This is a genomic window from Roseburia sp. OM02-15 (assembly GCF_003481835.1).
In the GTDB taxonomy this organism is placed as follows: Bacteria; Bacillota; Clostridia; order Lachnospirales; family Lachnospiraceae; genus Eubacterium_I; species Eubacterium_I ramulus_A.
The window spans coordinates 68,692-94,596 of the sequence record NZ_QULX01000004.1; the positions used below are offsets into that span (position 1 = coordinate 68,692).

Sequence of the window (25,905 nt, forward strand, 5' to 3'; positions counted from 1 at the left end):
TATAAAAAAGGAAAAAGAAAATTATGTTTGCAGACAGTGCAAGAATTATTATAAAATCAGGAAAAGGCGGAGACGGACATGTCAGCTTTCGCCGTGAAAAATACGTCCCAAACGGCGGTCCTGACGGCGGCGACGGTGGAAAAGGCGGAGATGTCATTTTCCAGGTCGATGAAGGTTTGAACACTCTGACAGACTTCAGACATCGTCGTAAATATGCCGCTGAGAACGGGGAAGAGGGCAGAAAGCGTAATTGCCACGGCAAAAACGGTGCAGATATCATTGTGAAAGTTCCGGCAGGAACCATCATCCGTGATGCTGAGACAGATAAAGTCATCGCCGATATGTCCGGTGATAATACCCGCCAGATCATTTTAAGAGGCGGTCGTGGTGGGAAAGGCAATCAGAACTATGCAACCGCTACCATGCAGGCGCCAAAATACGCGCAGCCGGGACAACCGGGCATCGAACTGGAAGTTCGTCTGGAACTGAAAGTTATCGCTGATGTCGGACTGGTCGGTTTCCCAAATGTTGGAAAATCCACGTTATTATCCCGTGTCACCAATGCGCAGCCAAAGATCGCAAATTATCACTTTACAACCTTAAACCCGAACCTTGGTGTGGTTGATCTGGACGAGGGACAGGGCTTTGTTATCGCGGATATTCCGGGACTGATTGAGGGAGCATCGGAAGGAATCGGACTTGGTCATGAGTTTTTGAAACACATTGAGCGTACCAAAGTCATGATCCACATGGTAGATGCGGCATCCACTGAAGGTCGTGACCCGATTGCAGATATTTATGCCATCAACAAAGAGTTGGAAGCATACAATCCGGAACTGGCGAAAAAACCACAGGTGATCGCAGCAAATAAAATTGATGCCATTTATGCCGGTGACGAAGATCCGGTAGAAAAACTGCGTCAGGAATTTGAGCCGCAGGGCATCCGTGTATTTGCGATTTCCGCAGTCAGCGGAAAAGGTTTAAAAGAACTTTTATATGCAGTAAATGAAATGCTGCAGGGCATGGATTCTGAACCGGTTGTATTTGAGCAGGAATACGATCCATCCACAGCAATGTATCTGGATGAACCGTATACCGTTTCCTATGATGAAGAAACGGACGAATTCGTGGTAGAAGGACCACGTATCGAAAAAATGCTTGGCTATACCAATATTGAATCCGAGAAAGGTTTCCTGTTCTTCCAGCGTTTCTTGAAAGATCAGGGAATTTTAGAGGAACTGGAAGGATTAGGCATTCAGGAAGGAGATACGGTACGTATGTATGGTCTTTCCTTTGATTACTATAAATAAAAATATACAAGTCTGATCATGGAACATTTTTGATATTTTAGATAAGAAACTTTGCATGGTCAGCATATGGAGAATAATTATGACAAGTAAACAGAGAGCTTATTTAAAAGGTCTTGCCATGAATCTGGAGCCGATCTTTCAGGTTGGAAAATCCAGTGTGACACCGGAAATCGTAAATGCGATCTCTGAATGTTTTAACACACATGAGCTGATCAAGCTGAGTGTATTAAAAAACTGTTTTGATGATCCGCGTGAGATTGCAAACGTGATCGCAGAGCGTACTCATTCTCAGGTAGTACAGGTTATCGGCAAGAAAATCGTTTTATACAAACCGGATAAGGATGATCCAAAGATCGTTTTACCGTAATCCGGCAGAAATGGAGTATCAGATATGGCTCTGAATAAAAAAATGGGAATCTTTGGTGGTACCTTCAATCCGATCCATTACGGGCATCTGCTGATCGCAGAAAATGCCTGTGCACAGTTTGATCTGGATCATGTGATCTTTCTGCCGACAGGACATGCTCCCCACAAACAGTTTATGGGAGAGGATATGAGCGTACATCGCTGCCGCATGGTAGAAGCCGCGATCGCAGACAATCCGAAGTTTTCTATCTCATATCGTGAAATTCAAAATTCCGGAGTAAATTATACCTATGCAACGTTACAGCAGCTGCATCAGGAACATCCGGAATGTGAACTGTATTTTATTCTGGGAGCGGATTCCCTGTTTGATTTTGATGACTGGAGACATCCGGAGCTGATCTGTCAATATGCAAAAATACTAGCGGCAGTGCGCGGAAACTGGGATGAAGAGCGGGTGGATGGTCAGATTACCTACCTTCGTGAGAAATACCACTGTGATTTCTACCGTTTAAACACACCAAATTTCAGTGTTTCCAGCAAAGAGCTGCGTGATCGTGCCGCAAACGGGCAGACAATCCGGTATATGGTTCCAGATGTTGTAAACGAATATATCAGAGATCATGCACTTTATCGGGAGGATCCGATATGACAACAAAAGAAATCCAAAAAGATTTAAAAAACAAATTGAAACCGGCAAGATACGAACATACCCTTGGCGTGTCCGATACTGCACAGCATCTGGCCAAAATCCATGGTTATGACTGCGCAAAGGCTGCCCTGGCAGGTTTACTGCATGATTGTGCAAAATACATGGCAGACGATAAAAAAATCGCACTGTGCCGGGAATATGGTGTCTCTATCAGCGATGCGGAATACAAAAATCCGTCTCTTCTGCATGCAAAATGCGGAGCGATCCTGGCAGAACACGAATACCAGATCATTGATTTTGATATTCTGCATGCCATTCGCGTGCATACAACCGGCGTGCCGGATATGAGCCTGCTGGATAAAATTATATTTATTGCGGATTATATTGAGCCGAATCGCGACAAAGCACCACATTTAAAAGAACTGCGTAAACTGGCAGATAAGGATCTGGACGAAACCACTTATCTGATTTTAAAAGATACTGTGGATTATCTGAAAGCTCACGAAGATCAGACCATGGATCCGACTACGGTTTCCGCTTATGAATACTACAGAGACTGGCATAATAGCCAGAACAGGAAAGGAGTCTGAACAAATGAACGACGTATCACGTAACATGGCAAAAATTGCCTGCCACGCACTTTCTGAGAAAAAAGCAGAAGATATTCAGGTAATCGATATCAGTGAGATTTCTGTCATCGCAGATTATTTTGTTATTGCCAGCGCTGCAAATACCAATCAGTTACAGGCAATGATGGACGCCGCAGAGGAAGATCTGTACAAAGCTGGATTCCACTGTGCACAGAAAGAGGGAAATAATAATTCCAGCTGGATTTTAATGGATTATAAAGATATTATTATTCATCTGTTCTCTAAAGAAGATCGTTTATTCTATGATCTGGAGAGAATCTGGCAGGATGGAAAGATTATCGCACCAGAAGATCTTTAATTCTTTTTGTGGCTTAAAAATTTACTATTTAATTTTAATAAGAGAACACCAGCAATTTGTCTCAGTCGCTAACAATCGTTCCTTGAGAAAAATTGCTGGTGTTCTCAATTTACACTGTGATATTTGTAAATTTTTGCGCCACCCGAAACAAGATTTACTTGAAGAATCGGAATGTTCCGATTACTTTTCCCATGATCATGACTTCGGAGACAATGATTGGATCCATAAAGTCATTCTCCGGCTGCAGACGATAATATCCATTTTCTTTATAGAATGTCTTAACCGTTGCAGAATCGTCTACAAGTGCAACAACCATATCTCCATCATTCGCGGTAGGCTGTTGCTGAACCAGTACATAATCGCCATCCAAAATACCCGCATTGATCATACTTTCTCCCTGTACCTGAAGAATAAACGTCGGCTCATTTGGCATAAACTCTGCCGGAATAGGGAAGTAGTTCTCAATATTTTCCACTGCAAGGATCGGTTCCCCTGCTGCAACTTTTCCAACGATCGGAACATTTACCATTTCACGTCTGGTCAGATTAAAGTTCTCATCTACGATTTCAATCGCACGCGGTTTGGTCGGATCACGACGAATATAGCCGTTTTTCTCCAATGTTTCAAGATGTGCATGAACAGAAGAGGTTGATTTCAATTTTACCGCTTCACAGATCTCACGAACTGCCGGCGGATATCCTCTGTTTAAAATCTCTGCTTTAATATATTCTAAAATTTCTCTCTGTTTATCTGTAATTTTTCCGTATGACATAGTGCTGTAATTCTCCTTCATTCATTTAACGGGGATTACTTTCATTATACGCAGTGTATATTATTCCCGAACGAAAAACAAAAGCAATCATTTCCTTCTGTTGATTAAATTATAGCATACCAGAATCTTGAAATCAAACATATATTCCGAAAATTTGTTCGTATCTTGTTCTTGACATTCGAACAAACGTTTTGTATAATAACATCATCGAACAGATGTTCCGAACAAATTATCGAACATCATATATTCACAAAGGAGGAGAAACATTATGAGTACCTATTCCGTTATTTATTATACAAACCCATATCAGAGAGCACAGGCAAAAGCTGCCGCTGCACACCGCCAGAGTGTACGTGCCATTCGAAGAAAAAAAGCCGCAAAGAGACAACTGATCACTGCATTGATCCTGTTTTTTACAATCATAGCTTCTGTTCTGATCATCAGCAATTGTCTGCGTGCCAATCAGGTAAATGCGTCTTCCGCAAAAACAGAAAATGTTTACTATAAGACAGTAGAAGTGGAAGAAGGCGATACATTATGGGATCTTGCCGATCGCTATATGGGAGAGAAATCCTTCAGCAGACAGGAATATATTAAGCAAGTAAAAGAACTGAATCATTTAAGTGGAGATACAATTGAGAGTGGATCTTACTTAATGGTTCCTTATGTAGAAACAGTTTCAGAATTATAATTATAGCATGTTAATTGATAAGAAATATTAACAAAATCTCCATGTGTGTTCTATGTGCTTGTATATAATATCATATCAATTCAGGAATGTTACTAATACATATGATCAATCTGTAAAAACAAACAAATCGAACAAAGCATTCGATTTATATTCTCTACATGCCTGAAAGGTATAACGCTATATAAAATTCAGGTATTAGACATAATAGAATATTCAAGAATGCTCCGGCATTCTTGTTGCGAGGTGCGCGTCATGCAATTGCATGACATACTTCAACTGCGCACCTCTGTAATCCTGCCGGAGGCTATAACCACATGATTTAGAGTTATTCACATGCATCACGTATAAAGTAATATTTTTATATATTGGCGTTTGGATAATAATATAGCACTTAACCGAACAGGAGACGAACATGCAGCAATCAGAACAATTTTTTTCTAATAAACAGTTAAAACGAATGATCATTCCGCTTTTTATCGAACAGACAAGACATCTGGTAATCTGGCTGGTTCTGATTCACAATATTGCAAATGCGGTTGTTTTTCCATTTGCGGATCCTCTGGGAAAAGGACTACGTGCTACCGGAGATGTACGATTTACCATGGGTATTTCCCTTTTTACAACCATTGGCGTGCGATTCGTTTTATCTGTACTCCTTGGTATCTGGTGCAATCTTGGCGTAATCGGAATTGCTCTGGCTATGTGTCTTGACTGGCTGGTGCGGGCAATCATTTTCTGGATTCGCTACAAAAAAGGCACCTGGCAAAAGTTTCAGGTTATCTAAAGCCTCAAAAAGATACTTTCATGCTAGTTGCCGCCAACAGGAACACGCGTTCTAGAATTGGTATTTTCATACTATTAGGATAACTGATAGTAATTCTTTAGGAATTTCAAAAACTGTCCTGCAGGTTCTGACAGATATCGAACAGGTGAATACACAATATACAGTTTTCGCAGAAAAGCTTCTTCTCCCAATGGGAAGATCAGTAGTTTACCCTGTTTAGCATCAGAAACAACTGTCGCACGGGAGAGAATGGAAATTCCCATTCCAAGTTTGATACATTTTTTTAAGGAACCGGCATCATCCATAATCGCAATAACATTCAGATCATCCAACGTAAGCCCTCTGTTTTTCAAAAAATGGAGGGTTTCCTGTTTTGTTCCGGAATTATCTTCCCGCAATAAAAATGGTTCTTTCAGCAGATCGTCCAATGGTTCTTTCTGTTTTATAAAAGCCTGATAGTAAGGTGTCGCGGGAGTAGCAATAACCAGTTCGTCTGATGCAAAAGGCAAAAATTCACAGGTTGTATCCGAACAGGTGGTTCCCACAAGTCCCAGATCACAGGTGCCATCATCTATTTTGTGAATAATTTCCAGACTGTCTCCACAGGTGGTATGAAACGTTACGTCCGGAAATTCATCATGATATGTTGCCAGCAATTCCGGAAGCACATAGAGCGATGGAACAGATGAAACCCCAATCTGTAATTTATTTGTTCCCTCATTGGAAAGCTCCAATACAGCTTTCTGCTGTAATGTCAAAATTTCAGAGGCATATTGGTAAAGTTTCATGCCTGCCGGTGTTACGGACAGGGTTTTTGTTGTTCGTTTTAATAACTGTGTATGAAATTCCTGCTCCAGAGAACGGATATGTGCACTGACTGTCGGTTGGGACAAGTACAGTTTTTGTGCTGCCTGAGAAAAGCTCTGGTATTTTACAGTATATACAAATGCTTCTAGTTGTCTGATGTCCATATCTATGCTTCCTTTCCAGATATTTTGTGTATGAAAATCCGATATTCCTGTATATCATTTTCTCTACCACAAAATTTAAATCATATTCATCTCCGTCTGAGTTGAGATTCCCACTTCTGCAAGTGGTGAGTAGTAACAAGTATTTCTCAGTGGGAGTTTAATCTCCGACTGAGATAAATGCTCCGCGAGGGCGCACATTGTCTGGGAGACAATGGTTTTGCGCCGACCGGAACGGAGTGTAGAGAGCAGTGATTCTGAAAAGAAAATGTCAGCTTGCGCTGACCAGAATCACGCACCAAGTCTCACGTGCGTTCGACTTGAATTTTGTTCATATAATGGAATTTATATCCTATCGAAAAATCGATATAAACTGTTTCTAATCTGATTTTACTCCTATTTATAGTTTTTCTCAATATATTTATTCAAGTTATCAATATTAACAATTTTACTGGAAAATACAGGAATGTTATACTGAATACAACAAAAACAGACGTAGTTATGCGTCAAAAACACAAAGGAGAACTGTTATGAAACTATTTAACAAAACATGGAAGCTTGCAATCGCAGGTGCCATTGTCGGTGTACTGGCAGCATTGCTTGCATTCTTCGGAAACCCGGCAAACATGGCAATTTGTGTGGCATGTTTTATCCGTGACACAGCCGGAGCATTAAGCCTCCATTCCGCAGCACCAGTACAGTATTTCCGTCCGGAAATCGTAGGATTTGTAGTGGGTGCATTTATTATTTCTCTGATCACGAAAGAATACAAAGCAACCGCTGGATCTGCACCAATGATCCGTTTTCTGCTTGGAATGATCATGATGATCGGTGCTTTGGTATTCCTTGGATGTCCGCTTCGTATGGTAATTCGTATGTCTGCCGGTGATCTGAATGCTTATGTAGCACTGATCGGTTTTGCAGGCGGCGTGGCAACCGGAACCTTCTTCCTGAAAAAAGGATTTTCTCTTGGAAGAGCTTATGAAACCAAGAAAGCAAACGGTATGGTATTGCCGATCGCGTTAATCGTATTACTGATCATCGGTGTGGCAACTGGTGCATATGCAGCAAGTACTGAAGGACCGGGAAGCATGCACGCACCGATCGCAATTTCACTGATCATCGCACTCATCATTGGTATTATCGCACAGATGAGCAGAATGTGCTTCGCAGGAAGTATCCGTGATGTCATTCTGATGAAAAACTTTGACCTGTTCAGCATTATCGGTGCACTGTTTGTCGTTATGTTAATCTACAACATTGCAACCGGAAACTTCCACTTAAGTTTCTCCGGTCAGCCAATCGCACATTCCCAGCATCTGTGGAACATCCTTGGCATGTATGTGGTAGGATTTGGTGCTGTACTGGCAGGTGGATGCCCGCTGCGTCAGCTGATCCTTGCAGGACAGGGTTCTTCCGATAGTACAGTAACATTCCTTGGAATGCTCCTTGGCGCTGCATTTGCACATAACTTCGGTCTTGCAGGAGCAGCAGCAAAAGCCGCAACTGAGACTGAGGCAGCAGTTGCAGGTGGTCCGGCTACCGCAGGTAAAGCAGCAGTGATCGCATGCATTATCGTATTATTTATCATTGCAGTAACAAACAAAAGAAATCTGAAAAGAGGAAAATAAAAATGGCAGAATTCATTGAAGTAGATGTAAGAGGACTTTCCTGTCCGGAACCGGTTTTGCTTGTCATGGACGCCATGGATGAACATCCGGGTGAAACCATTCGTGTGATCGGCGATGAAGCCCACACAAGAACAAACATTGAAAAAACATTAACCTATCAGAAAAAAGAGTTTCAGACCGAACAGAAAAACGGTTGCTTTGAAATCACATTTCGGGCATAATAAGGAAGCAGAAGATTAGGATATTTGTTATATGATCAAGTAAAAAACTGATTTTATCATGAAATAAATCTGTTCATGAGTAACATTTGTCATGCATCAATGATACCAGCATATTTGCTTAATTACGCTCATTACATATAGCAATATCAGAATTGAATTACATCAAGAAACGGAGAATTATCGTCATGCGAAAGAAAAAACCTTATCAGATTTTAACATTTCATACAACATCCGCTGCCATGGCTATGGAGCTGTATTGTAAAGAACATGACATCTCCGGTCGTCTGATCCCAGTTCCAAGGGAACTTTCCGCCGGCTGCGGTCTGGCATGGCGCATAGAACCTGAGGAATACGCCCGTTATAAAGACGATTTACTTGGTTCTCACATTGAAATCGAACAAAATGTGGAACTGGTCATTTAACCAATAAAAAGTCTCTCTGTTTCCGCTGTGTAAAGCAGTCAGCAGTAGAAGACTTGTCCATAACCAAAACCTTAAAGCAAAAAATCCCTCTGGAGAGAACAATTCTTCAGAGGGATTCCTATTTTCAATTCGTATAACTATCTACCAATGGCAATTTTTTAACATTCAAGAATGCTCCGGCATTCTTGTTGCGAGGTGCGCGTCATGCAATTGCATGACATACTTCAACTGCGCACCTCTGTAATCCTGCCGGAGGCTATATCAGATGGGGGATTGGCTCCCACCACTGATACTAGCTTGTTTCTCACCACCTATAGAGGTGGGAGTCATCTCCCATCTGATATATCTAAACATATCTTTTATGGATTAAGAAATAAGAATCATGAATATCCTTCTTTACCGCCAATTCCATCAGATTTTTCTGTCGTTTTCATCCAATTCTAACCGCATAAGAACCAGTTCTTGCCAGCGTCCATCTCTGCATCGAAAACCTCTTGAATTTCTGCCATATTCCACAAAACCATGCTTCTTATATAAATTAATTGCACTTTCATTTTCAGAAACAACTTCAAGCTCTAACTGTAAAAAGCCGGCATTTTTCGCACATTCAATGCAGGCTTTTGTCAGTGCATCACCAATGCCAAGTCCCCAGTATTCTTTTTTGATACTGATACCAAATTCTGCCCGGTGCCGCATTTTCGCACAATCCCGGATCAGATTGTTACCGGCAGAACCGGCTAATTTTCCGTCTACAAAGGCACAGATTTCCACATCCGTTCCACTGCATTTTGTTTCCTTCAATTGCCGTTCAAGAGAAATGATATCCATGGTACATTCATCCGGATAGGTAAGAAGGAAGTCCGTTTCTTTATGTGTTTGCACAAAATAAGCATGATGCCTTACTGCATCCGATGCTTCTGCATTTCGTAAGATACATTTTTGCCCATTTTTTAATACTATTGGTTGATAAAAAAACATACGTCCTCCAAAACATTTTTCTTAAGTATAGCACAAAATGCAAAGAAAATAATTTGATTTTTTCTTAAATATAAGTCATTCTAAATAATTGCATATCCCAATTTCAATATAATAGAGCAATCGTGGTCGGTAATACCGAATACATGAATATAATAAATTTTTGTATTTATGCTTTATAAGATAGCTTCAATCTGGAGAAGGCAACTGTTTTTAACACAAGTTAGATAAATATGTTAAGTTTGTATGGTGTAAATATCCGCCGTTTACGATTATAATAAACTCATCAGAAAGGAAGTGGTGCTCATGCTGACAGATAATTTAATCATGCTTCGGAATGTCAGAGGTCTGACTCAGGAGCAGGTTGCTGAGATTGTTGGTGTTACGAGACAGTCTTACGCAAAATGGGAGCAGGGAGATTCTGTTCCGGATATTGAAAAATGCGATAAACTGGCAAAATTTTACGGCATCAAGATCGATGCCCTGATGCATTATGATGAAAAAGTCGGAAATACAAAAGTAACACCTCCACCAGAAGGAAAATTTCTGTGGGGAACGGTAAAAATGGGAAATCGGGGACAGATTGTCATTCCAAAGGAAGCCAGAGAAAATTATGGGCTGAGCGAAGGATCGCGCCTGGTGGTTCTTGGTGATCTGGAAGGAATCGCATTGATCCCGACAGAAAGATTTGAACAGCAGTTGCGAAATGCAATGGAACAGAGCAGAAAGATTGTGGAGGAATAAGTTATGACATGTCCGAATTGTGGAAAAGAAATGAGAATGGGATATTTGTTTGGCAGTAAAGATGGTGCTTTCAGTTTTGCAGATGAAGTACCGGGTGTATTTGAAAATGCGAAAAAAGCGAAAGGATTCGTGGAAATCACTACTTTAAAAGCCAGTCACAGAATCCAGATAAAGGCTAATTGCTGCGAAGCATGCAGAATGGTAACGTTCCAGTATTAAGCCAATGCCTGCAAGTGGAATTACGCGCTTTAGGAATACCGGATATGGATATGATTCTGTGTCCGGTATTTTTCTTTGCGAACAAATAGCATAACAACATTTTCCTGTACCTGAAATAGAGATAATAACACCTATAAATTTGACACATTTCTCCTAAATACCAACCTATGAGAACAAAACTGTATTTGCTAGAATAAAATCATACAAAAACAGGATTGCAAAGAAAGCATACATCTATCATAATGAAGGGAATTTATAAAAATGGAATCAAAAGCATTACATACCATTCAGGTATTAGCAAAAATCGGAAAATATTGATGGTAGACGTTTATTCCTACAAAAAGTAAAAAAATTTTCCTTGACATATTTTCGCATTGTCATATATATTAGAATTAATAAAAGGGAGTAACCTACGTGATTCCACGTTTACGATGTCGTCAGTACGATGTGAACCATCCGGTGTCGTAAGGAAACGGTGAGACTTTTATTGCACATTGATTGTGCAATAATGGTCTCTTTTTAAGTTCAAAGATTCCTGAACTTGCATAATCGAAACGCAGATTGCAGATAACAAAATGCAGGTAAAAAGGAGGATTTAACATGAAAGAAATGTATCAGCTTACCGCCACAGAAGTTATGAATCACTTTGACAGTTCCGCACAGGGGCTGACATCCACCCAGGCAGAAGAACGCCGCCACACATCCGGCTGGAATGAACTGACCTCTGCCAAATCGAAACCTTTATGGAAACTTTTTCTGGAACAATTTCAGGATTTCCTTGTCATCATTCTCATGATCGCAGCAGTCATATCCGGACTACTTGGTGACACAGAAAGCGCCGCCGTTATTCTGATCGTTATCACATTAAATGCCATTCTTGGAACGATACAGACCCGACAGGCAGAACGTTCCTTGAACAGTCTGAAAAACTTATCTGCACCAAAAGCCTCTGTTCTTCGCAATGGAACTGTCGTGCAGCTTCCTGCCAGAGAACTGGTTCCGGGCGATATCGTCCTTTTGGAAGCCGGTGATGTCGTTCCCGCTGATGGACGAATCATCGAATGTGCCGGTTTAAAAATCGACGAAAGCACATTGACCGGTGAAAGCCTCAGCTCTGATAAAATCATCGATGCGATTTCTGAGCAGGCAGCTCTGGGCGATCGCAGAAATATGGTTTTTTCCGGCAGTTTCATTACCAGCGGTCGTGGGGAAATTGTCATTACCGACATTGGCATGCACACGGAGGTCGGTAAAATTGCAAATCTTTTGCACAATACATCTGCAAAGCGGACTCCGCTGCAAACTTCACTTGATTCTTTCGGGAAAAAGCTGTCTATCGCCATTTTGATCTTTTGCGGCATTTTGTTTGGAATCAGTGTTTTGCGTGGGGAATCCGTTGGAAATGCCTTTTTGTTTGCAGTCGCTTTGGCAGTCGCAGCGATTCCAGAAGCATTAAGCTCCATCGTGACCATCGTTTTATCTTTTGGCACACAAAAAATGGCAAAAGAGCATGCTATTATCCGAAAGCTTCAGGCTGTAGAAGGACTTGGAAGCATCTCTGTCATTTGCTCAGATAAAACAGGTACTTTGACTTTGAACAAAATGACTGTGGAACACTATTATGTGAACGGAGAGACCAGTCCTGCAAAAGACGTAACATCTTCCAATCTAGCTAATAAACTGTTATATTTCGCCAGTGTATTGTGTAATGATGCTAAAATCGAAAATCAATCAACAAATTTCACAACACCAGAAAAGCAGTGGGATTCCAACAATAAAGACAATAAAAATAATAGCAAACAGATAACCTCAACGGATTTGGGAAATTTTGCGACTTCAGCAGGAAATAATAAAAATACATCTTCAGCAGGTATTGGCGATCCGACTGAAATTGCTCTGCTGCAAATGGAACATCAAATGCACATTCCCATTTCAGAAATACAGGTAAAATATCCAAGAATCGACGAACTTCCCTTTGACAGTGAACGTAAAATGATGTCAACATTGCATACATTTTTCCAAACGGAGCATACTTCTGATTCCAAAGAAAAACAGCTTTTGATTGTAAAAGGAGCTGTGGATGTGCTGTTGCAGCGTACGGATGCCGTCTGGACTGAAAATGGAGTCGTTCCGTTAAATATGGAAGAACAAAATCGTATTCAACTGCAAAATCAAAAATATTCCGAACAGGGATTACGCGTACTTGCATTTGCTTATCGGGAAGTTTCAGATATTACAGAACTTACCTTTGATCACGAGTATCATCTGACATTTCTTGGACTGATTGCTATGATGGATCCGCCACGTCCGGAATCCAAAGAAGCAGTAACAACTTGCATCAAAGCAGGAATTCGACCGGTCATGATCACCGGAGATCATATTTTGACGGCATCCGCTATTGCCAAACGGATTGGAATTCTGACACCAGACACAAAAGCATGTGAAGGCGCTGCTCTTGATACTATGTCTGATAAGGAATTGCAGGAACTGGTTCCGGAAATATCCGTTTACGCCCGTGTTTCACCAGAGCACAAAATCCGCATTGTCCGGGCATGGCAGACACGGGGACATATCGTTGCTATGACAGGGGACGGTGTCAATGATGCACCGGCATTAAAACAGGCAGATATCGGTGTAGCTATGGGCGGCACAGGCACCGAAGTCGCAAAAGATGCCGCCGACATGGTCCTGACAAATGACAATTTTTCCACGATCGTATCCGCAGTAAAGAACGGTCGAAATCTGTATCAAAACATTTTACATGCCATTGAGTTTTTATTATCTGGAAATATGGGTGCCATTTTAACTGTATTGACAGCATCCATTACCGGACTTCCGGTTCCATTTGCACCGGTGCATTTGCTTTTCATCAATTTACTGACAGACAGTCTTCCAGCGATTGCACTTGGCTTAGAACCACACACAGACGATGTAATGAAAGAACATCCACGCACTGCCACAAGTTCTATTTTAACCCGTTCCTTTCTGAAAAAAACAGGTTTGGAAGGACTTGTGATCGGAATCGTAACAATCTGTTCCTTCCTCACTGGATTGCAGCAGGGAAACGCAGTACTTGCCAGCACCTGTGCTTTTGGAACGCTTTGCCTGGCACGGTTGTTTCATGGATTTAACTGTAAATCTGAAAAACCTGTTTTATTTACGAAAAAGATGTTTCACAATAAATGGCTGCTTGCCGCATTTGGACTGGGAGCAGCTTTGATTACCAGCGTGCTGATGTTTCCGGGATTGCAGGCACTTTTCAAAGTACAGGCATTGACAATGCCACAGCTTGGTATGGTGTATTTGTACGCATTTTTGAGTCTGCCGATTATTCAGTTTTGTAAGTGGATAAAAAGTAGAGGAGAAGAGTAATCACAAAATATTCTGATTGGTCAAGAAATAAAGAGGTACTTAATATGAAGTTTCAAAATTTTATCGAAAAAAATAAATATTTACTGCTGATAATTGCCATTTTACTTATCCTGCTCCTTGGGAAAACAAACACCGAATGGAACCTGCTGCATACTATCTGGGAAATCCTGCTGCCATTCCTGATCGGCTGTATTATGGCATTTATCCTAAACATTCCCATGCGCTTTATCGAAAAAAGACTGCTCCGTCAAAAATCGAACAGATATCGAACTTCCATTCGAATCATCAGTTTTTTATTAACGCTATTGATCGTAGTTGCTGTCATCTGGCTGATGCTGTTTTTTATGATCCCGCAGCTGACACAAAGCTTTTCCATGCTCAGTGAAAATATCACAGATTTTGTGCCACAATTTCAATCCAGCATAGAACACTTGAACGAAAATGCTCCTCTGATCGGACATCTGACTGGAACGCAAGCTTTTGATACGCAACAATTGCTACAGGCAATCTCTGATTTTTTGAAAGACAGTGCCAAATCGATTACCGGTTCGACCATTTCTGCCATTGGTTCAGTATTTCAGGGAATCGTAACCGGATTTCTGGCATTTGCCTTTGCCTGCTACCTGTTATTTCAAAAGGAAAAGCTGCAAATGCAGGTAAAAAAAGTGATTTATGCATTTTGCTCCGAAGAAAAAGCAGTAAAGCTCTTTGGTATCTGTAGCCTGATTTCCAGAAGTTTTACACGATTTTTTACCGGACAGTGTCTGGAAGCATTAATTCTTGGCGGACTATTCTTACTGACATTAACGATTTTCCGTATGCCTTATGCGCTGCTGATCAGTGTGGTCATTGCAAGTACCGCACTGATTCCGATCTTTGGCGCTTTTACAGGCTGTATTTTCGGATTTTTTCTCATTTTCATTGTAAATCCGAAACAGGCGATTTTTTTTCTGATTCTGTTTTTTGTATTGCAACAGATTGAAGGGAATCTGATCTATCCGCATGTGGTAGGAAATTCTGTCGGACTTCCATCCATCTGGGTGCTGTTAGCGGTGATCGCAGGTGGAAAACTTATGGGAATTGTGGGGATGTTTCTGTTTATTCCACTGGCATCGGTATGCTATACCTTGTTCCGTCAGCTGGTATATGAAAAATTAAAGAAAAAACTGAATAAACATGAGGTACCATAAAACCATAATTTGACGATATGATATTTTATGCACCAGCACATCATATTTCCTTGTTTTACGATTTTTTATATCTGAATGCACTTCTTGAACCAGAAAATCAGGAAGTAAAGGATCTCCTTTTATCAGGAGAATATACCGCTTTTACGGATTTGGCAACGAGCTCATTGAACTGTCAAGCCAGATCCGCAGCAATTTTTGTTGGTCTGGTCAAGGCGGGACTGATTCATGAAGTCAGGGAATATTCTTCCTATCTGAAATTATTTAGAACACAGGAGAATGGAAAAGCAGTAGACGCAAATGCATATGAGCGTGTCCAACTTTTGAATAAAAACAAAGTGAAACTTTTTACACCAGTTGTACCATGCAGATTCACAAAGGCAGATGTGGAAAATTACTACACACTTCACTGTTACACACTGAATAATAAAAAAGAAGCAGACAATTATCTTGATCTGAGATGTGGCTGAAAGTCACAAAAGGTATTTCTAAAGCTCATTCATACTGGAAATCATGAAACGCTCAGTATGAATGAGAAGATTACCTTGTTAAAACCCCAAATTATATCAAATATGTATGCGGTACTTTATTGTTACGTCCTTATCATTTTTCTCTTTTTGAAATGCTGCATACATGTTTACCTATCATTTTATAATTTCATCAGAATCCAACAAAATCGTAAATGGTCCGTCATTGAGCAGTTCCACTTTCATATCAGCACCAAAACTTCCAGTCTCTACCACAGGGACCTCTTTTTTGCAGGCAGCAATGATATATTCGTATAAGCTATTTGCAAGTTCTGGATTTCCTGCCTTAATAAAAGACGGGCGATTTCCTTTTTTGCAATCTGCATATAAGGTAAACTGAGAAATCAGCAGCAGTTCGCCATCTACGTCCTTAAGTGCCAGATTTGTTTTTCCGTTTTCATCCTCAAAAATGCGCATACCGATCAGTTTTTTGATCATTTTATCCGCGATTTCTGTATTATCTTCTTCAGAAACACCGATCAGAACCATAAATCCTTTTCCAATTTTTCCGATCACTTCATTGTCTACGGTTACGGAAGCGTGCTGTACACGCTGAATTACAAATTTCATAACTTCAAAATCCTTTCTCTTTAAACCTATAGAAACAAATACGTGTATTATTTTTTACTTCTTCATGCATACACATAGTTCTATTCACATTTGTATAATACAAAACAAATGTTCGAAAAGGTTTACCAAAATGTTATTATATGTTATCATAGTATATAATTTTCGACACAAAATCAATATAGAAACGGGGAAACAATACATATGAAATTGCAGCAGCTGCTAAGTCTTACCAGAAAAGCAGTAGATACTTATAAATTAATTGAGGAAGGGGACCGAATTGCCATCGGCGTATCCGGCGGAAAGGACTCTCTGGCGTTACTATATGCCCTGCACGGTCTGCAACGTTTTTATCCGAAGCATTTTACCCTGACAGCGGTCAGTGTAGATCTTGGCATGGAAGGTTTTGATCTGAGTCCGGTCACGCAGTTTTGTGAAGAACTTGACATTTCACATCATATCATAAAAACACAGATCGGACAGATTGTATTTGAAGAACGCAAGGAGAAAAATCCATGTTCCCTGTGTGCAAAAATGCGAAAAGGTGCATTATACAACGCAGTCAAAGAGCTTGACTGCAATAAAGTCGCTTATGCGCATCACAAGGATGATTTTATTGAAACAATGATGATGTCCATGATTTACGAAGGACATTTTTACTGTTTCCCACCAAAAACCTATCTGGACCGCATGGAATTGACCATTATCCGTCCGTTTTTGTATGTGGAGGAAGCAGATGTTATCGGATTTAAAAATAAATACAACCTTCCGGTAGTAAAAAATCCATGTCCTGCAGATGGAGCAACCAGACGTGAATATGTCAAACAGCTCATCCGGTCCATCAACCATGAAAATCCGGGGGCAAAGACACGTTTGTTTACTGCATTGATCAACGGGCATATCCCGGACTGGGAAGGACAGAAAGACTGATATTTTAATATGAGTAGTAAAAATTCCCTTTTCTCTGATGAATGAAAAAGCAGGATACGAACATAATTTTTTTAGAAAGAATGGTTTTATATGAAAGAACGAAAATACAGTGATCAGATTAATATTGAAAACGAGCAGAAACTCCGCGCGCTGGTAGCTGAACTGCCGCATTTCTGTCGGGAATATTTTATCGGTATTGAGCCGTCAACGTCTTCCCGTACACGGATTGCCTATGCCTACGACCTTGGCGTCTTTTTTCACTATCTCCATGAAAACAATGCCGCACTTTCAAAAATGGAGATCGTCGATTTCCCAATTGATATTTTGGAGCAGATTACACCGATGGACATCGAAGAATATCTGCAATATTTGAAATTTTATCATCATAACGGGAAAGAATATACCAATGACGAACGTGGTCAAATGCGAAAACTTGCCTGTCTGCGCAGTTTTTACAATTATTTCTTCCGCAAGGAGATCATTGAAAAAAATCCTGCTGCACTGGTGAAAATGCCAAAACAGCATGAGAAAAATATCGTCCGTCTGGATGTGGATGAGATTGCTATTTTACTGGATGAGGCGGAATCTGGCGAGAAGTTAACGGAGCGTCAGAAGATTTATCATAACAAAACAAAAAAACGGGATATGGCGATTTTGACGCTTTTGCTTGGCACCGGAATCCGTGTTTCTGAATGTGTCGGTCTGGATCTGAATGATATTGATCCCAAAAACAACGGCATTAAGGTTCACCGGAAAGGTGGTTCCGAGGTTATGGTATATTTTGGCGATGAAGTAGCCGAGGCGCTGGATGCCTATCTGGATGAACGATTGGAAATGGAGCCGAAGGAAGGCAGTACCGAAGCGGTATTCCTTTCCATGCAGAACAAACGGATCAATGTACGCAGTGTGGAAAATCTGGTCAAAAAATATTCCCGCCTTGTGACAACGGTAAAAAATATCACACCACATAAGTTGCGCAGTACCTATGGTACGACACTTTATCAGGAAACCGGTGATATTTACCTTGTTGCAGATGTGTTAGGACACAAAGATGTCAATACGACAAAGAAACACTATGCGGCACAGGCGGACAGCAGGCGCCGGATGGCAGCAAAAGCAGTTCGTCTGCGGGAAAAACAACCTGATTCTGAAGAAGAATAATATTCCTTATGTAAGTGTGCTCATAAAAAATACAGATACCAAATACATCGATGCACTTATCTTAATAAGTATGCTTATTAAAAACAGGTCTAAATAATAAACGGTTGCACTGATTGAAAAAAACATGCCCTGATTCGCAATCTTACCCTTGTGCATTATTTTTCAGTGTGCTATAATTTGATTCGATATTGAGAAAAGCGATGAAAGAACAAGTACTGTATGCAGGAACATTCCAGAGAGAGCAGGATTGGTGGAAGCTGCTTATGAGAATCATACAGGAAGACCAGTCTTGAGCTGTGCGTGAAAAGAGATTTGTCAGACCTGTTTTGCAGGACAGATTTTTTAAGCGTCACCGTTTTGCCGCGTTACAGGCTGAATAAGTAAAACATTAAGGTGGAACCGTGTATGTATGCACCCTTAAGTATATCTGGCAGCAGGTATATTTAAAGGTGCTTTTTTAGTTTATAGAAGCAACTCAATAAACAAAGGTTCTGGAAAGGAAAAACAATGGTTAATTTTAAAGAAGATGAACAGTTAAACATGCTCAATCACTCCTGTGCCCATCTGATGGCTCAGGCAGTAAAGCACCTGTATCCGCAGGCAAAATTCTGGGTTGGACCGGTTGTAGCAGAGGGATTCTACTACGATATCGATCTTGGCGATGACGTTATCCGTGATGAGGATATCGCAGCTATCGAAAAAGAAATGAAAAAAGTTGCAAAATCCGGCAAAAAGATCATCCGTCATGAGATTTCCAAAGAAGAAGCTATGGAAATGTTCAAAGATGACAGCTATAAACTGGATCTGATCTCCAATCTGGAGGATGGCAATATTTCCTGTTATACACAGGGTGATTTCACAGACCTCTGTCGTGGACCTCACGTAGACAACGTAAAATTATGCCGTCACTTCAAACTGATCAGACATTCCGGCGCTTACTGGAAAGGCGACAGCAAAAACAAAATGCTGCAGCGTATCTATGGTGTATGTTTCCCGACAGCAGAAGAACTGGAAGCACACCTGCAGTTATTAGAGGAAGCAAAAGAGCGTGACCACAGAAAGATCGGTAAAGACATGGGTCTGTTCATGGTAGACGATTTGGTTGGACGTGGACTTCCGATGTTCCTTCCGAAAGGATATGTCATCTGGCAGGAATTGGAAAACTACATCAAAAACAAAGAGCGTAAACTTGGTTATCAGCACGTTATGACTCCATGTGTTGGTACTGTAGATCTGTATAAGACATCCGGACACTGGGATCACTACAAAGACAACATGTTCCCGGCTATGGAAGTTGAGGGAGAGTCTTTCGTATTAAGACCGATGAACTGCCCGCATCACATGATGATCTATGCAAACAGAATCCATTCTTACAAAGATCTGCCGATCCGTATCGGTGAGATCGCACATGACTTCCGTTTTGAAGCAAGCGGTACTTTAAAAGGTATCGAGCGTGGACGTCACTTCTGCCAGAATGACGCACATCTGTTTGTAACTCCGGAGCAGATCAAAGACGAGTTCTCCAAAGTAGTAGACCTGATCTTCTCTACTTACAAAGATTTCGGTATTACAGATTACAGATGCGTGCTGTCTCTGCGTGATCCGGAAGACAAAGAGAAATATCATGATGATGATGAAATGTGGAACAAAGCTGAAAACGCACTTCGTGAGGTTATGGATTCCCTTGGTATCGAGTATACAGAGGAAATCGGCGAGGCTGCTTTCTACGGACCTAAGCTTGATGTAAACGTAAAACCGGCTGTTGGTAATGAGTATACACTTTCTACCTGCCAGCTTGACTTCTGTCTGCCGGCTAAATTTGAGCTGACTTATGTAGACCGCGACGGCGAGAAAAAGACACCGGTTGTTCTTCACCGTGCAATCCTTGGTTCTCTGGATCGTTTCATGGCTTACATCCTTGAGGAGACAAAAGGAAACCTGCCGACATGGTTAGCACCGGTTCAGGCACGTATCATGCCGGTTAAAACAGATGATCCGGAACTGAACGAGTACGCTCAGAAAATCTATGATGCACTGGATGCAGCAGATGTTCGTGTTGAGCTGGATAACAGAGCAGAGAAACTTGGCTACCGTATGAGAGAAGGACAGGTTCAGAAAGTACCATACCTTCTTGTTATCGGTATGAAAGAGAAAGAGGACGGAACCGTTGCATACCGTCTCCATGGTCAGAAAGAGACAACGGTTCTTCCGTTAGACGAGTTTGTTACAAAACTGACAACTGAAATCGAAACAAAAGCAAGATAGGATTTCGTAAGATTTCCTTACCGTAAATAATAAAAATGAGTTCTGCTTTCTGTATGTAATGTACAGATAAGTGGAGCTCATTTTTTGTATCTTACTTTCAATTAATTTTCGCTTCTATCTACGTTGAATAATCAAAAATTTACCTTCCCCAAATCTCTATTTCTTCATTTCCTCTAAAAATAGCGGAATCAGCGGATTTTCATTTTCCTTTGAATAAATCACATATAAAATCTCCTGAATTCCATCGGTTTCCAATGGAATATAAGAGAGGTTCAGTGGCATAGATGCCTTTTCAACCTCCAGTTCGGTCAAAATTCCAATTCCCATACCAGCTGCCACCATAGTCTGTATCGTTGCTGCGTCATCGTTTGTTCTGGAAATATTCTGCATCAGATCATTTCGCAGATAACCTGCCGGAAAATCATGGGGAAATTCTGATTTACTACGACTGAAATTGTGGATGATCAACCGTTCGTATTTTAAGTCTTCCTGTGTGATCATTTCACGATGACTCAATGGATGTTCCGGTGGAATGACTGCAAAAAACGGATATTCTCCAATTTTTGTGATTTCTGTCGTATCCGGATAGGAGAGCAGTGGACTTTCCACATTAAAAATAATATCATATTCCCCCATTAGAAACTCATCATGCAATGCCACCGCATTGTCCCTTTTCAGATCAATGCCAACACCCGGATATTTGAAATAAAAATTTTGTACATTTCTTGGAAAACTTCCCATCTCCATACATTTGATATACCCGATCCGCAACGTTCCTTTTTGACCACGCTGTACCGAATGTACCCGCTCAATAGAATCGCTGACTTTTGCCAGAATCTGTTCCGCTTCCCGCATAAATACCTGTCCGGAATCCGTCAGTGAGATACGATTATTTTTCCGTACAAACAGATCCAGCTTCAGTTCTTTTTCCAGACTACGGATCTGCTGCGTGATGGCAGACTGTGAAACAAAAAACATCTCTGCGGTCTTGGAAAAATTCAGATTATGTGCCGCAGATACAAAGTATTCTAATTGTTGTAACGTCATGGTTCCCCTCCATTTTTCTTATGCTTTCCAGAAAATAGTATCAATTTTTCCCGAGATAATACAATTTCAAATGCCTGATACAGCGTCTTTCCATAAGTTATACTTATACTATCATCTTTCTTTCCTGTTTGCAACAATCCACGCCTGCCTTTATAATTTTAAGTATCAGATAACAAGTACGTTACGTTTTTTGTACGAAGAAGGAGGATTTTATTATGGGAGAAATCACGTATCAGCCGCTGCGCAGTCTGATCTATGTAGACTGTGTCAAAGAAGAGTACCGTCACAAATTGCAGCACTGGCTTTATTATTATCATGCACCGGAAAGCATTGCAAAATTTGAGCCTTGGGTAACAAAATATGCGTTTTACAATGCACTTCCGACACCACCGCAGGGAGAGCGTTTTGGTACATACCGTATGCAGCTCACCGAGCATTACTGGATGGTAAATCCGATGAGTCAGGAAAGCCTGGTTAATTCACTGAACGAATATTTCCCGATCGATGCCATGATCTGGCAGGGAACCCTTCCAGAAAATGCAAAAGAGGACGGATTTATGGCAGATGGTGAAGCTGCCCGTGCTTCCGGTGGTGATAATGGATGCCCGCCATTTATTTTTGCCTTTTTACCGATTTTCTGGGAGCAAGATCTCAAAGGTGCCGGTCGTACTATGGTGGATGGTCCGAATTACCGCTGGCAGTTTTTGGTTTCCTATCCGGAAGGACACAAAGAAGATGGTGATCAGTGGATGATGAACGAAGTATTACCTGCATTTGCGGCAATGCCGGAAGTTACCCGCATGATGACAAGCAAAGTCAAAAAAGAGATCAACAACTGTCATATGGATCGTTGTGTGGAGATGTGGTTTGACGGTCCGGAAGAGTGGTATCACTGTGCCGTTGAAAATGCTGCATCTTTCAAAAAACCGGAATGGGCTGAGTATGATAACTTCCCTTATCTGCGCCCACAATTCCAGTTTGCAAGCCTGTTTTTGACCGATATCGCAACCAGCGACAATTTGAAACAATACAGAGGCTATCTGCCGATGCGCTAAGTTACTTTGGTTGTAAAACATTTTTACAATAGATGATACAGGAACGCAGATCCTTTACGCCATTCTTTTACTCATACGCAAGTTTTTTGGATCTGCGAAACTGTATAGCATAGTTTAGGACATATTAGGACAATTTTTTTTAAGGAGAAAAATAACATGAAGATTTTAGGTATTTCAGGTGGTACTAAAAATGGTGCCAACGATTGTATGTGCAAAGAAGCGTTACTTGCAGCAAAAGAGCAGGGCGCTGAGATTGAATTTGTACGTTTGATGGATCTTGAGATCAAACACTGTACCGGCTGTAAAGCATGTGTTATGAGCCTGTTTTCCGGCAGAGGCAACATGTGTGTATTAAAAGACGACTTCCAATGGTTATTAGATAAAATGCTGGATGCAGACGGAATTATCTTCTCTATTCCGATCTTTGAAAAATGTGCAGCAGGTATTTTCCACACTATTATGGACCGTTTTGGACCGCGTATGGGATTATCCAACAACATTGTTGCGGACAAGATTTCAGCAGCAAATGGTGGTAAACGAATCGATCCGAAATATATGAAAACAAGAGCGGTTTCCTATATGGGAATCGGTGGTTCTGACTGGGCAACAGAGATTCAGAATGATTTCTATCTGCATGCGTTGACTCCGATGTGGAAAGTCATTGATAATGAAGTATTTATGTGGTCTCTTGGTATCTTAACAGATGATTCCAAAGTAGCCCGTGCCCATCAGATTGGTGTAAACCTTGCAGAAGCTGCAAAAGATATCGAACATGCAACCTGGAAAGGTGAGGACGGTGTCTGTCCACATTGCCATTCCAGAAACTTCTACATTGAGGGAGATAACGTGGCAGTCTGCGGTCAGTGCGGTATCCGCGGTAAATTAGTGACAGAGGATGGCAAGGTTCGCTTTACCTTTGAGGAATCCCAGATTGAGCATGCGCATGATACTTTAAGCGGTCAGTTTATTCATGCAGATGATATTCAGAATAATGAGAAAAATGCAGGTGCTGCTGCAAGAAGTGATGAGTATAAAGCAAAAGTTCAGCGTTATGCAGAGGCTATCACAGCAGTTAAACCGGAATAGGAACTATGCATTACCTGTTAAATCAATAAAAATATATGATTTGATAAGCATAAATCAAAAATATAAATCAAAGATATGTAAAAAAATGTAACGTGAAAAGTCCAATATGTTGTTTTAACAACATACAGGGCTTTTCTTTTTGGTTATAATGTGATCAGTATTTCGATAAGAGAGTTTTTTACAAAATAGTTCATATATATCATGTATATAATGTAGTGATTTTGAAGAAAATATGCTGGTTTGTGCCAACCAAAGTCACATACGTTCATGGTTGAATTATTAATCACTGATTTTATCCAAAACATACGAAAAACATATTTACAGCAAAGGAGATTTTTTATTATGGAACAGAAAATGTTTTGTTACCAGTGTGAACAGACTGCCGGATGCAGCGGTTGTACAGGCGCAGCAGGTGTCTGTGGAAAAAATGCAGCAGTCGCTGCCTTACAGGATGAACTGACCGGCGCTCTGATCGGTCTGGCAAAAGCCTGTGGAAATAACCCGAAAACAGAAAACACCGACCGCATCATCATCGAAGGATTATTTACAACTGTCACAAATGTGAATTTTAATACAGAAACATTAACTGCTATGATTCAGGCAGTAAATGACGAAAAGGCAACAGTTGTACCAAACTGCAGCAGCTGCATGTCTCCATGTGGAAATACCTCCAACTATGATATGCAAAATCTCTGGAACGAGCCGGACGAAGATATCCGTTCCCTGAAATCCTTGATTTTATTTGGCATCCGCGGTATGGCAGCTTACGCTTATCACGCAATGGTTCTTGGCTATACAGACGAAACCGTCAACAACTTCTTCTACAAGGCACTGTCCTTTATCAGCTACGATCTGGAAATGGAGCATCTGCTTCCGGTTGTTCTGGAAGTGGGAGAGGTGAACTTAAAATGTATGGCATTGCTGGATCAGGCAAATACCACTACTTATGGTACACCGGTGCCGACCAAAGTACCGCTTACCATTGAAAAAGGTCCATTTATCGTTGTCACAGGACATGACCTCAAGGATCTGGAGCTTCTTCTGGAACAGACGAAAGACAAAGGCATCAACATTTATACGCATGGAGAAATGCTTCCAGCACACGCTTATCCGGAATTAAAAAAATATCCGCATCTGAAAGGAAATTTTGGCACTGCATGGCAGAATCAGCAAAAAGAGTTTGATCATATTCCGGGAGCGGTTTTATTTACCACCAACTGCCTGATGCCAGTGAAACCAAGTTATGCCGATCGCGTATTTACCACAGAGATCGTATCTTATCCGGAAATGGTTCATATCGATGAAAAGAAAGATTTTACACCAGTGATCGAAAAGGCTCTGGAACTGGGCGGATATGACACAGATCAGGAAAAAACAGGCATCAACGGCGGTCATTTTGTTATGACCGGATTCGGACATGGAACCGTATTAGGTGTGGCAGATACTATCATTGATGCCATAAAATCCGGTGCAATCAGCCACTTTTTCTTAGTTGGCGGATGCGATGGTGCAAGAGCTGGAAGAAATTATTATACAGAGTTTGTAAAACAGACACCGGCAGATTCCATCATTTTGACGCTAGCCTGTGGAAAATATCGCTTTAACGATTTTGACCTTGGTGAAATCGGCGGATTGCCACGAATTATGGACATGGGACAGTGTAATGATGCGTACAGTGCCATTCAAGTTGCGGTTGCACTGGCAGAATCATTCCAGTGTGAGGTAAATGAACTTCCGTTGTCTATGGTGCTTTCCTGGTATGAGCAAAAAGCGGTATGTATTTTACTTACTTTATTGCATCTTGGAATCAAGAACATTTATCTTGGACCAACACTTCCGGCATTTATTTCACCGAATGTGCTGAATTATCTGGTAGAGAATTATAATATTGCGCCGATCAGTACACCGGAAGAGGATTTGAAAAAGATTTTAGGATAAAACATTTTAATTCATATCGTAAGTAGTCGGATAAATTTAATTATTCGACTACTTATTTTTCTATATAATA

At 40.9% G+C, this 25,905-nt stretch carries 26 protein-coding genes and 1 other annotated feature; of the genes, 21 read left to right on the forward strand and 5 right to left on the reverse strand.

Annotated features, from left to right (window positions below; translation table 11 throughout):
- Positions 1-23: 23 nt before the first annotated feature.
- From obgE to rsfS, 5 genes are all read left to right on the forward strand, one after another.
- Positions 24-1,310 (forward strand): GTPase ObgE, encoded by a 1,287-nt coding sequence (obgE, locus tag DXB15_RS05215; RefSeq protein ID WP_109214612.1) that lies wholly within the window; start codon positions 24-26, stop codon positions 1,308-1,310.
- Positions 1,311-1,389: 79 nt separating this feature from the next.
- Entirely contained in the window at positions 1,390-1,677 is a 288-nt protein-coding gene (gene yhbY / locus DXB15_RS05220; RefSeq protein WP_109214613.1) for a ribosome assembly RNA-binding protein YhbY, read from the forward strand.
- Between the two features lie 24 nt (positions 1,678-1,701).
- Positions 1,702-2,325 carry a nicotinate-nucleotide adenylyltransferase gene (gene nadD, locus DXB15_RS05225; RefSeq protein WP_109214614.1) on the forward strand — a complete coding sequence of 208 codons (624 nt, stop codon included), beginning with the start codon at positions 1,702-1,704 and terminating at the stop codon, positions 2,323-2,325.
- Complete coding sequence (yqeK, locus tag DXB15_RS05230; RefSeq protein WP_118702251.1) at positions 2,322-2,915, forward strand: bis(5'-nucleosyl)-tetraphosphatase (symmetrical) YqeK; 594 nt, start codon at positions 2,322-2,324, stop codon at positions 2,913-2,915. The genes nadD and yqeK overlap by 4 nt, the downstream gene beginning before the upstream one ends.
- A 4-nt stretch (positions 2,916-2,919) precedes the next feature.
- Positions 2,920-3,273 (forward strand): ribosome silencing factor, encoded by a 354-nt coding sequence (gene rsfS / locus DXB15_RS05235; protein WP_109214616.1) that lies wholly within the window; start codon positions 2,920-2,922, stop codon positions 3,271-3,273.
- Positions 3,274-3,427: 154 nt separating this feature from the next.
- On the opposite strand, the gene lexA is transcribed toward rsfS, so the two are convergent.
- Positions 3,428-4,045: a transcriptional repressor LexA gene (lexA, locus tag DXB15_RS05240; protein WP_109214618.1), complete on the reverse strand. Its 618-nt coding sequence runs from the start codon at positions 4,043-4,045 to the stop codon at positions 3,428-3,430.
- A gap of 268 nt (positions 4,046-4,313) precedes the next feature.
- Between lexA and yneA the strand changes: the two genes are divergently transcribed.
- Together yneA and DXB15_RS05250 are read left to right on the forward strand one after the other, a co-directional pair.
- On the forward strand, positions 4,314-4,736 hold the full coding sequence (gene yneA, locus DXB15_RS05245; protein WP_118702252.1) for a cell division suppressor protein YneA: 423 nt from the start codon (positions 4,314-4,316) through the stop codon (positions 4,734-4,736).
- A gap of 412 nt (positions 4,737-5,148) precedes the next feature.
- The gene (locus DXB15_RS05250) at positions 5,149-5,520 is read left to right on the forward strand and encodes a hypothetical protein (protein ID WP_118702253.1); all 372 of its coding nucleotides are present in this window, start codon (positions 5,149-5,151) and stop codon (positions 5,518-5,520) included.
- 74 nt (positions 5,521-5,594) lie between these two features.
- Here DXB15_RS05250 and DXB15_RS05255 read toward each other — a convergent pair whose 3' ends face one another.
- On the reverse strand, positions 5,595-6,491 hold the full coding sequence (locus DXB15_RS05255; protein ID WP_118702254.1) for a selenium metabolism-associated LysR family transcriptional regulator: 897 nt from the start codon (positions 6,489-6,491) through the stop codon (positions 5,595-5,597).
- Positions 6,492-7,018: 527 nt separating this feature from the next.
- Between DXB15_RS05255 and yedE the strand changes: the two genes are divergently transcribed.
- The 3 genes from yedE to DXB15_RS05270 all read left to right on the forward strand — a co-directional run bounded on the left by yedE (position 7,019) and on the right by DXB15_RS05270 (position 8,762).
- Complete coding sequence (gene yedE / locus DXB15_RS05260; RefSeq protein WP_118702255.1) at positions 7,019-8,119, forward strand: YedE family putative selenium transporter; 1,101 nt, start codon at positions 7,019-7,021, stop codon at positions 8,117-8,119.
- Positions 8,120-8,121: 2 nt separating this feature from the next.
- Complete coding sequence (locus tag DXB15_RS05265) at positions 8,122-8,340, forward strand: sulfurtransferase TusA family protein (RefSeq protein ID WP_109214625.1); 219 nt, start codon at positions 8,122-8,124, stop codon at positions 8,338-8,340.
- A gap of 185 nt (positions 8,341-8,525) precedes the next feature.
- Positions 8,526-8,762: a DUF3343 domain-containing protein gene (locus DXB15_RS05270; protein ID WP_109214626.1), complete on the forward strand. Its 237-nt coding sequence runs from the start codon at positions 8,526-8,528 to the stop codon at positions 8,760-8,762.
- Between the two features lie 411 nt (positions 8,763-9,173).
- Here DXB15_RS05270 and DXB15_RS05275 read toward each other — a convergent pair whose 3' ends face one another.
- Positions 9,174-9,740, reverse strand: coding sequence for a GNAT family N-acetyltransferase (locus tag DXB15_RS05275; RefSeq protein ID WP_109214500.1), 567 nt, complete (start codon positions 9,738-9,740; stop codon positions 9,174-9,176).
- Positions 9,741-10,043: 303 nt separating this feature from the next.
- Between DXB15_RS05275 and DXB15_RS05280 the strand changes: the two genes are divergently transcribed.
- The 5 genes from DXB15_RS05280 (at position 10,044) to DXB15_RS05300 (ending at position 15,729) form a co-directional block, all read left to right on the forward strand.
- Positions 10,044-10,481, forward strand: a complete 438-nt coding sequence (locus tag DXB15_RS05280) for a helix-turn-helix domain-containing protein (RefSeq protein WP_118702256.1) — start codon at positions 10,044-10,046, stop codon at positions 10,479-10,481.
- A 3-nt stretch (positions 10,482-10,484) separates the two neighbouring features.
- The gene (locus tag DXB15_RS05285; RefSeq protein WP_118702257.1) at positions 10,485-10,700 is read left to right on the forward strand and encodes a PF20097 family protein; all 216 of its coding nucleotides are present in this window, start codon (positions 10,485-10,487) and stop codon (positions 10,698-10,700) included.
- A gap of 600 nt (positions 10,701-11,300) precedes the next feature.
- Positions 11,301-14,072 (forward strand): cation-translocating P-type ATPase, encoded by a 2,772-nt coding sequence (locus tag DXB15_RS05290; RefSeq protein ID WP_118702258.1) that lies wholly within the window; start codon positions 11,301-11,303, stop codon positions 14,070-14,072.
- A gap of 44 nt (positions 14,073-14,116) precedes the next feature.
- On the forward strand, positions 14,117-15,262 hold the full coding sequence (locus DXB15_RS05295) for an AI-2E family transporter (RefSeq protein ID WP_118702259.1): 1,146 nt from the start codon (positions 14,117-14,119) through the stop codon (positions 15,260-15,262).
- A 17-nt stretch (positions 15,263-15,279) separates the two neighbouring features.
- On the forward strand, positions 15,280-15,729 hold the full coding sequence (locus tag DXB15_RS05300; RefSeq protein WP_118702260.1) for a DarT1-associated NADAR antitoxin family protein: 450 nt from the start codon (positions 15,280-15,282) through the stop codon (positions 15,727-15,729).
- Between the two features lie 174 nt (positions 15,730-15,903).
- On the opposite strand, the gene dtd is transcribed toward DXB15_RS05300, so the two are convergent.
- Positions 15,904-16,356, reverse strand: coding sequence for a D-aminoacyl-tRNA deacylase (dtd, locus tag DXB15_RS05305; RefSeq protein ID WP_109214491.1), 453 nt, complete (start codon positions 16,354-16,356; stop codon positions 15,904-15,906).
- Between the two features lie 201 nt (positions 16,357-16,557).
- Between dtd and DXB15_RS05310 the strand changes: the two genes are divergently transcribed.
- The 3 genes from DXB15_RS05310 (at position 16,558) to thrS (ending at position 20,709) form a co-directional block, all read left to right on the forward strand.
- Entirely contained in the window at positions 16,558-17,283 is a 726-nt protein-coding gene (locus DXB15_RS05310) for a tRNA lysidine(34) synthetase (protein ID WP_109214490.1), read from the forward strand.
- A 90-nt stretch (positions 17,284-17,373) separates the two neighbouring features.
- Positions 17,374-18,444 carry a tyrosine-type recombinase/integrase gene (locus tag DXB15_RS05315; RefSeq protein WP_109214489.1) on the forward strand — a complete coding sequence of 357 codons (1,071 nt, stop codon included), beginning with the start codon at positions 17,374-17,376 and terminating at the stop codon, positions 18,442-18,444.
- A 191-nt stretch (positions 18,445-18,635) separates the two neighbouring features.
- Positions 18,636-18,866, forward strand: a binding site (T-box leader).
- Between the two features lie 85 nt (positions 18,867-18,951).
- On the forward strand, positions 18,952-20,709 hold the full coding sequence (gene thrS / locus DXB15_RS05320; RefSeq protein WP_109214488.1) for a threonine--tRNA ligase: 1,758 nt from the start codon (positions 18,952-18,954) through the stop codon (positions 20,707-20,709).
- A gap of 156 nt (positions 20,710-20,865) precedes the next feature.
- Here thrS and DXB15_RS05325 read toward each other — a convergent pair whose 3' ends face one another.
- Positions 20,866-21,756: a LysR family transcriptional regulator gene (locus DXB15_RS05325; RefSeq protein WP_118702261.1), complete on the reverse strand. Its 891-nt coding sequence runs from the start codon at positions 21,754-21,756 to the stop codon at positions 20,866-20,868.
- Positions 21,757-21,971: 215 nt separating this feature from the next.
- Between DXB15_RS05325 and DXB15_RS05330 the strand changes: the two genes are divergently transcribed.
- From DXB15_RS05330 to hcp, 3 genes are all read left to right on the forward strand, one after another.
- Complete coding sequence (locus DXB15_RS05330) at positions 21,972-22,811, forward strand: acetyl-CoA hydrolase (RefSeq protein ID WP_118702262.1); 840 nt, start codon at positions 21,972-21,974, stop codon at positions 22,809-22,811.
- Positions 22,812-22,967: 156 nt separating this feature from the next.
- Positions 22,968-23,897, forward strand: a complete 930-nt coding sequence (locus DXB15_RS05335) for a flavodoxin family protein (RefSeq protein ID WP_109214485.1) — start codon at positions 22,968-22,970, stop codon at positions 23,895-23,897.
- 342 nt (positions 23,898-24,239) lie between these two features.
- Positions 24,240-25,835, forward strand: a complete 1,596-nt coding sequence (gene hcp / locus DXB15_RS05340) for a hydroxylamine reductase (RefSeq protein ID WP_187119646.1) — start codon at positions 24,240-24,242, stop codon at positions 25,833-25,835.
- The last annotated feature ends 70 nt before the right edge of the window (positions 25,836-25,905 follow it).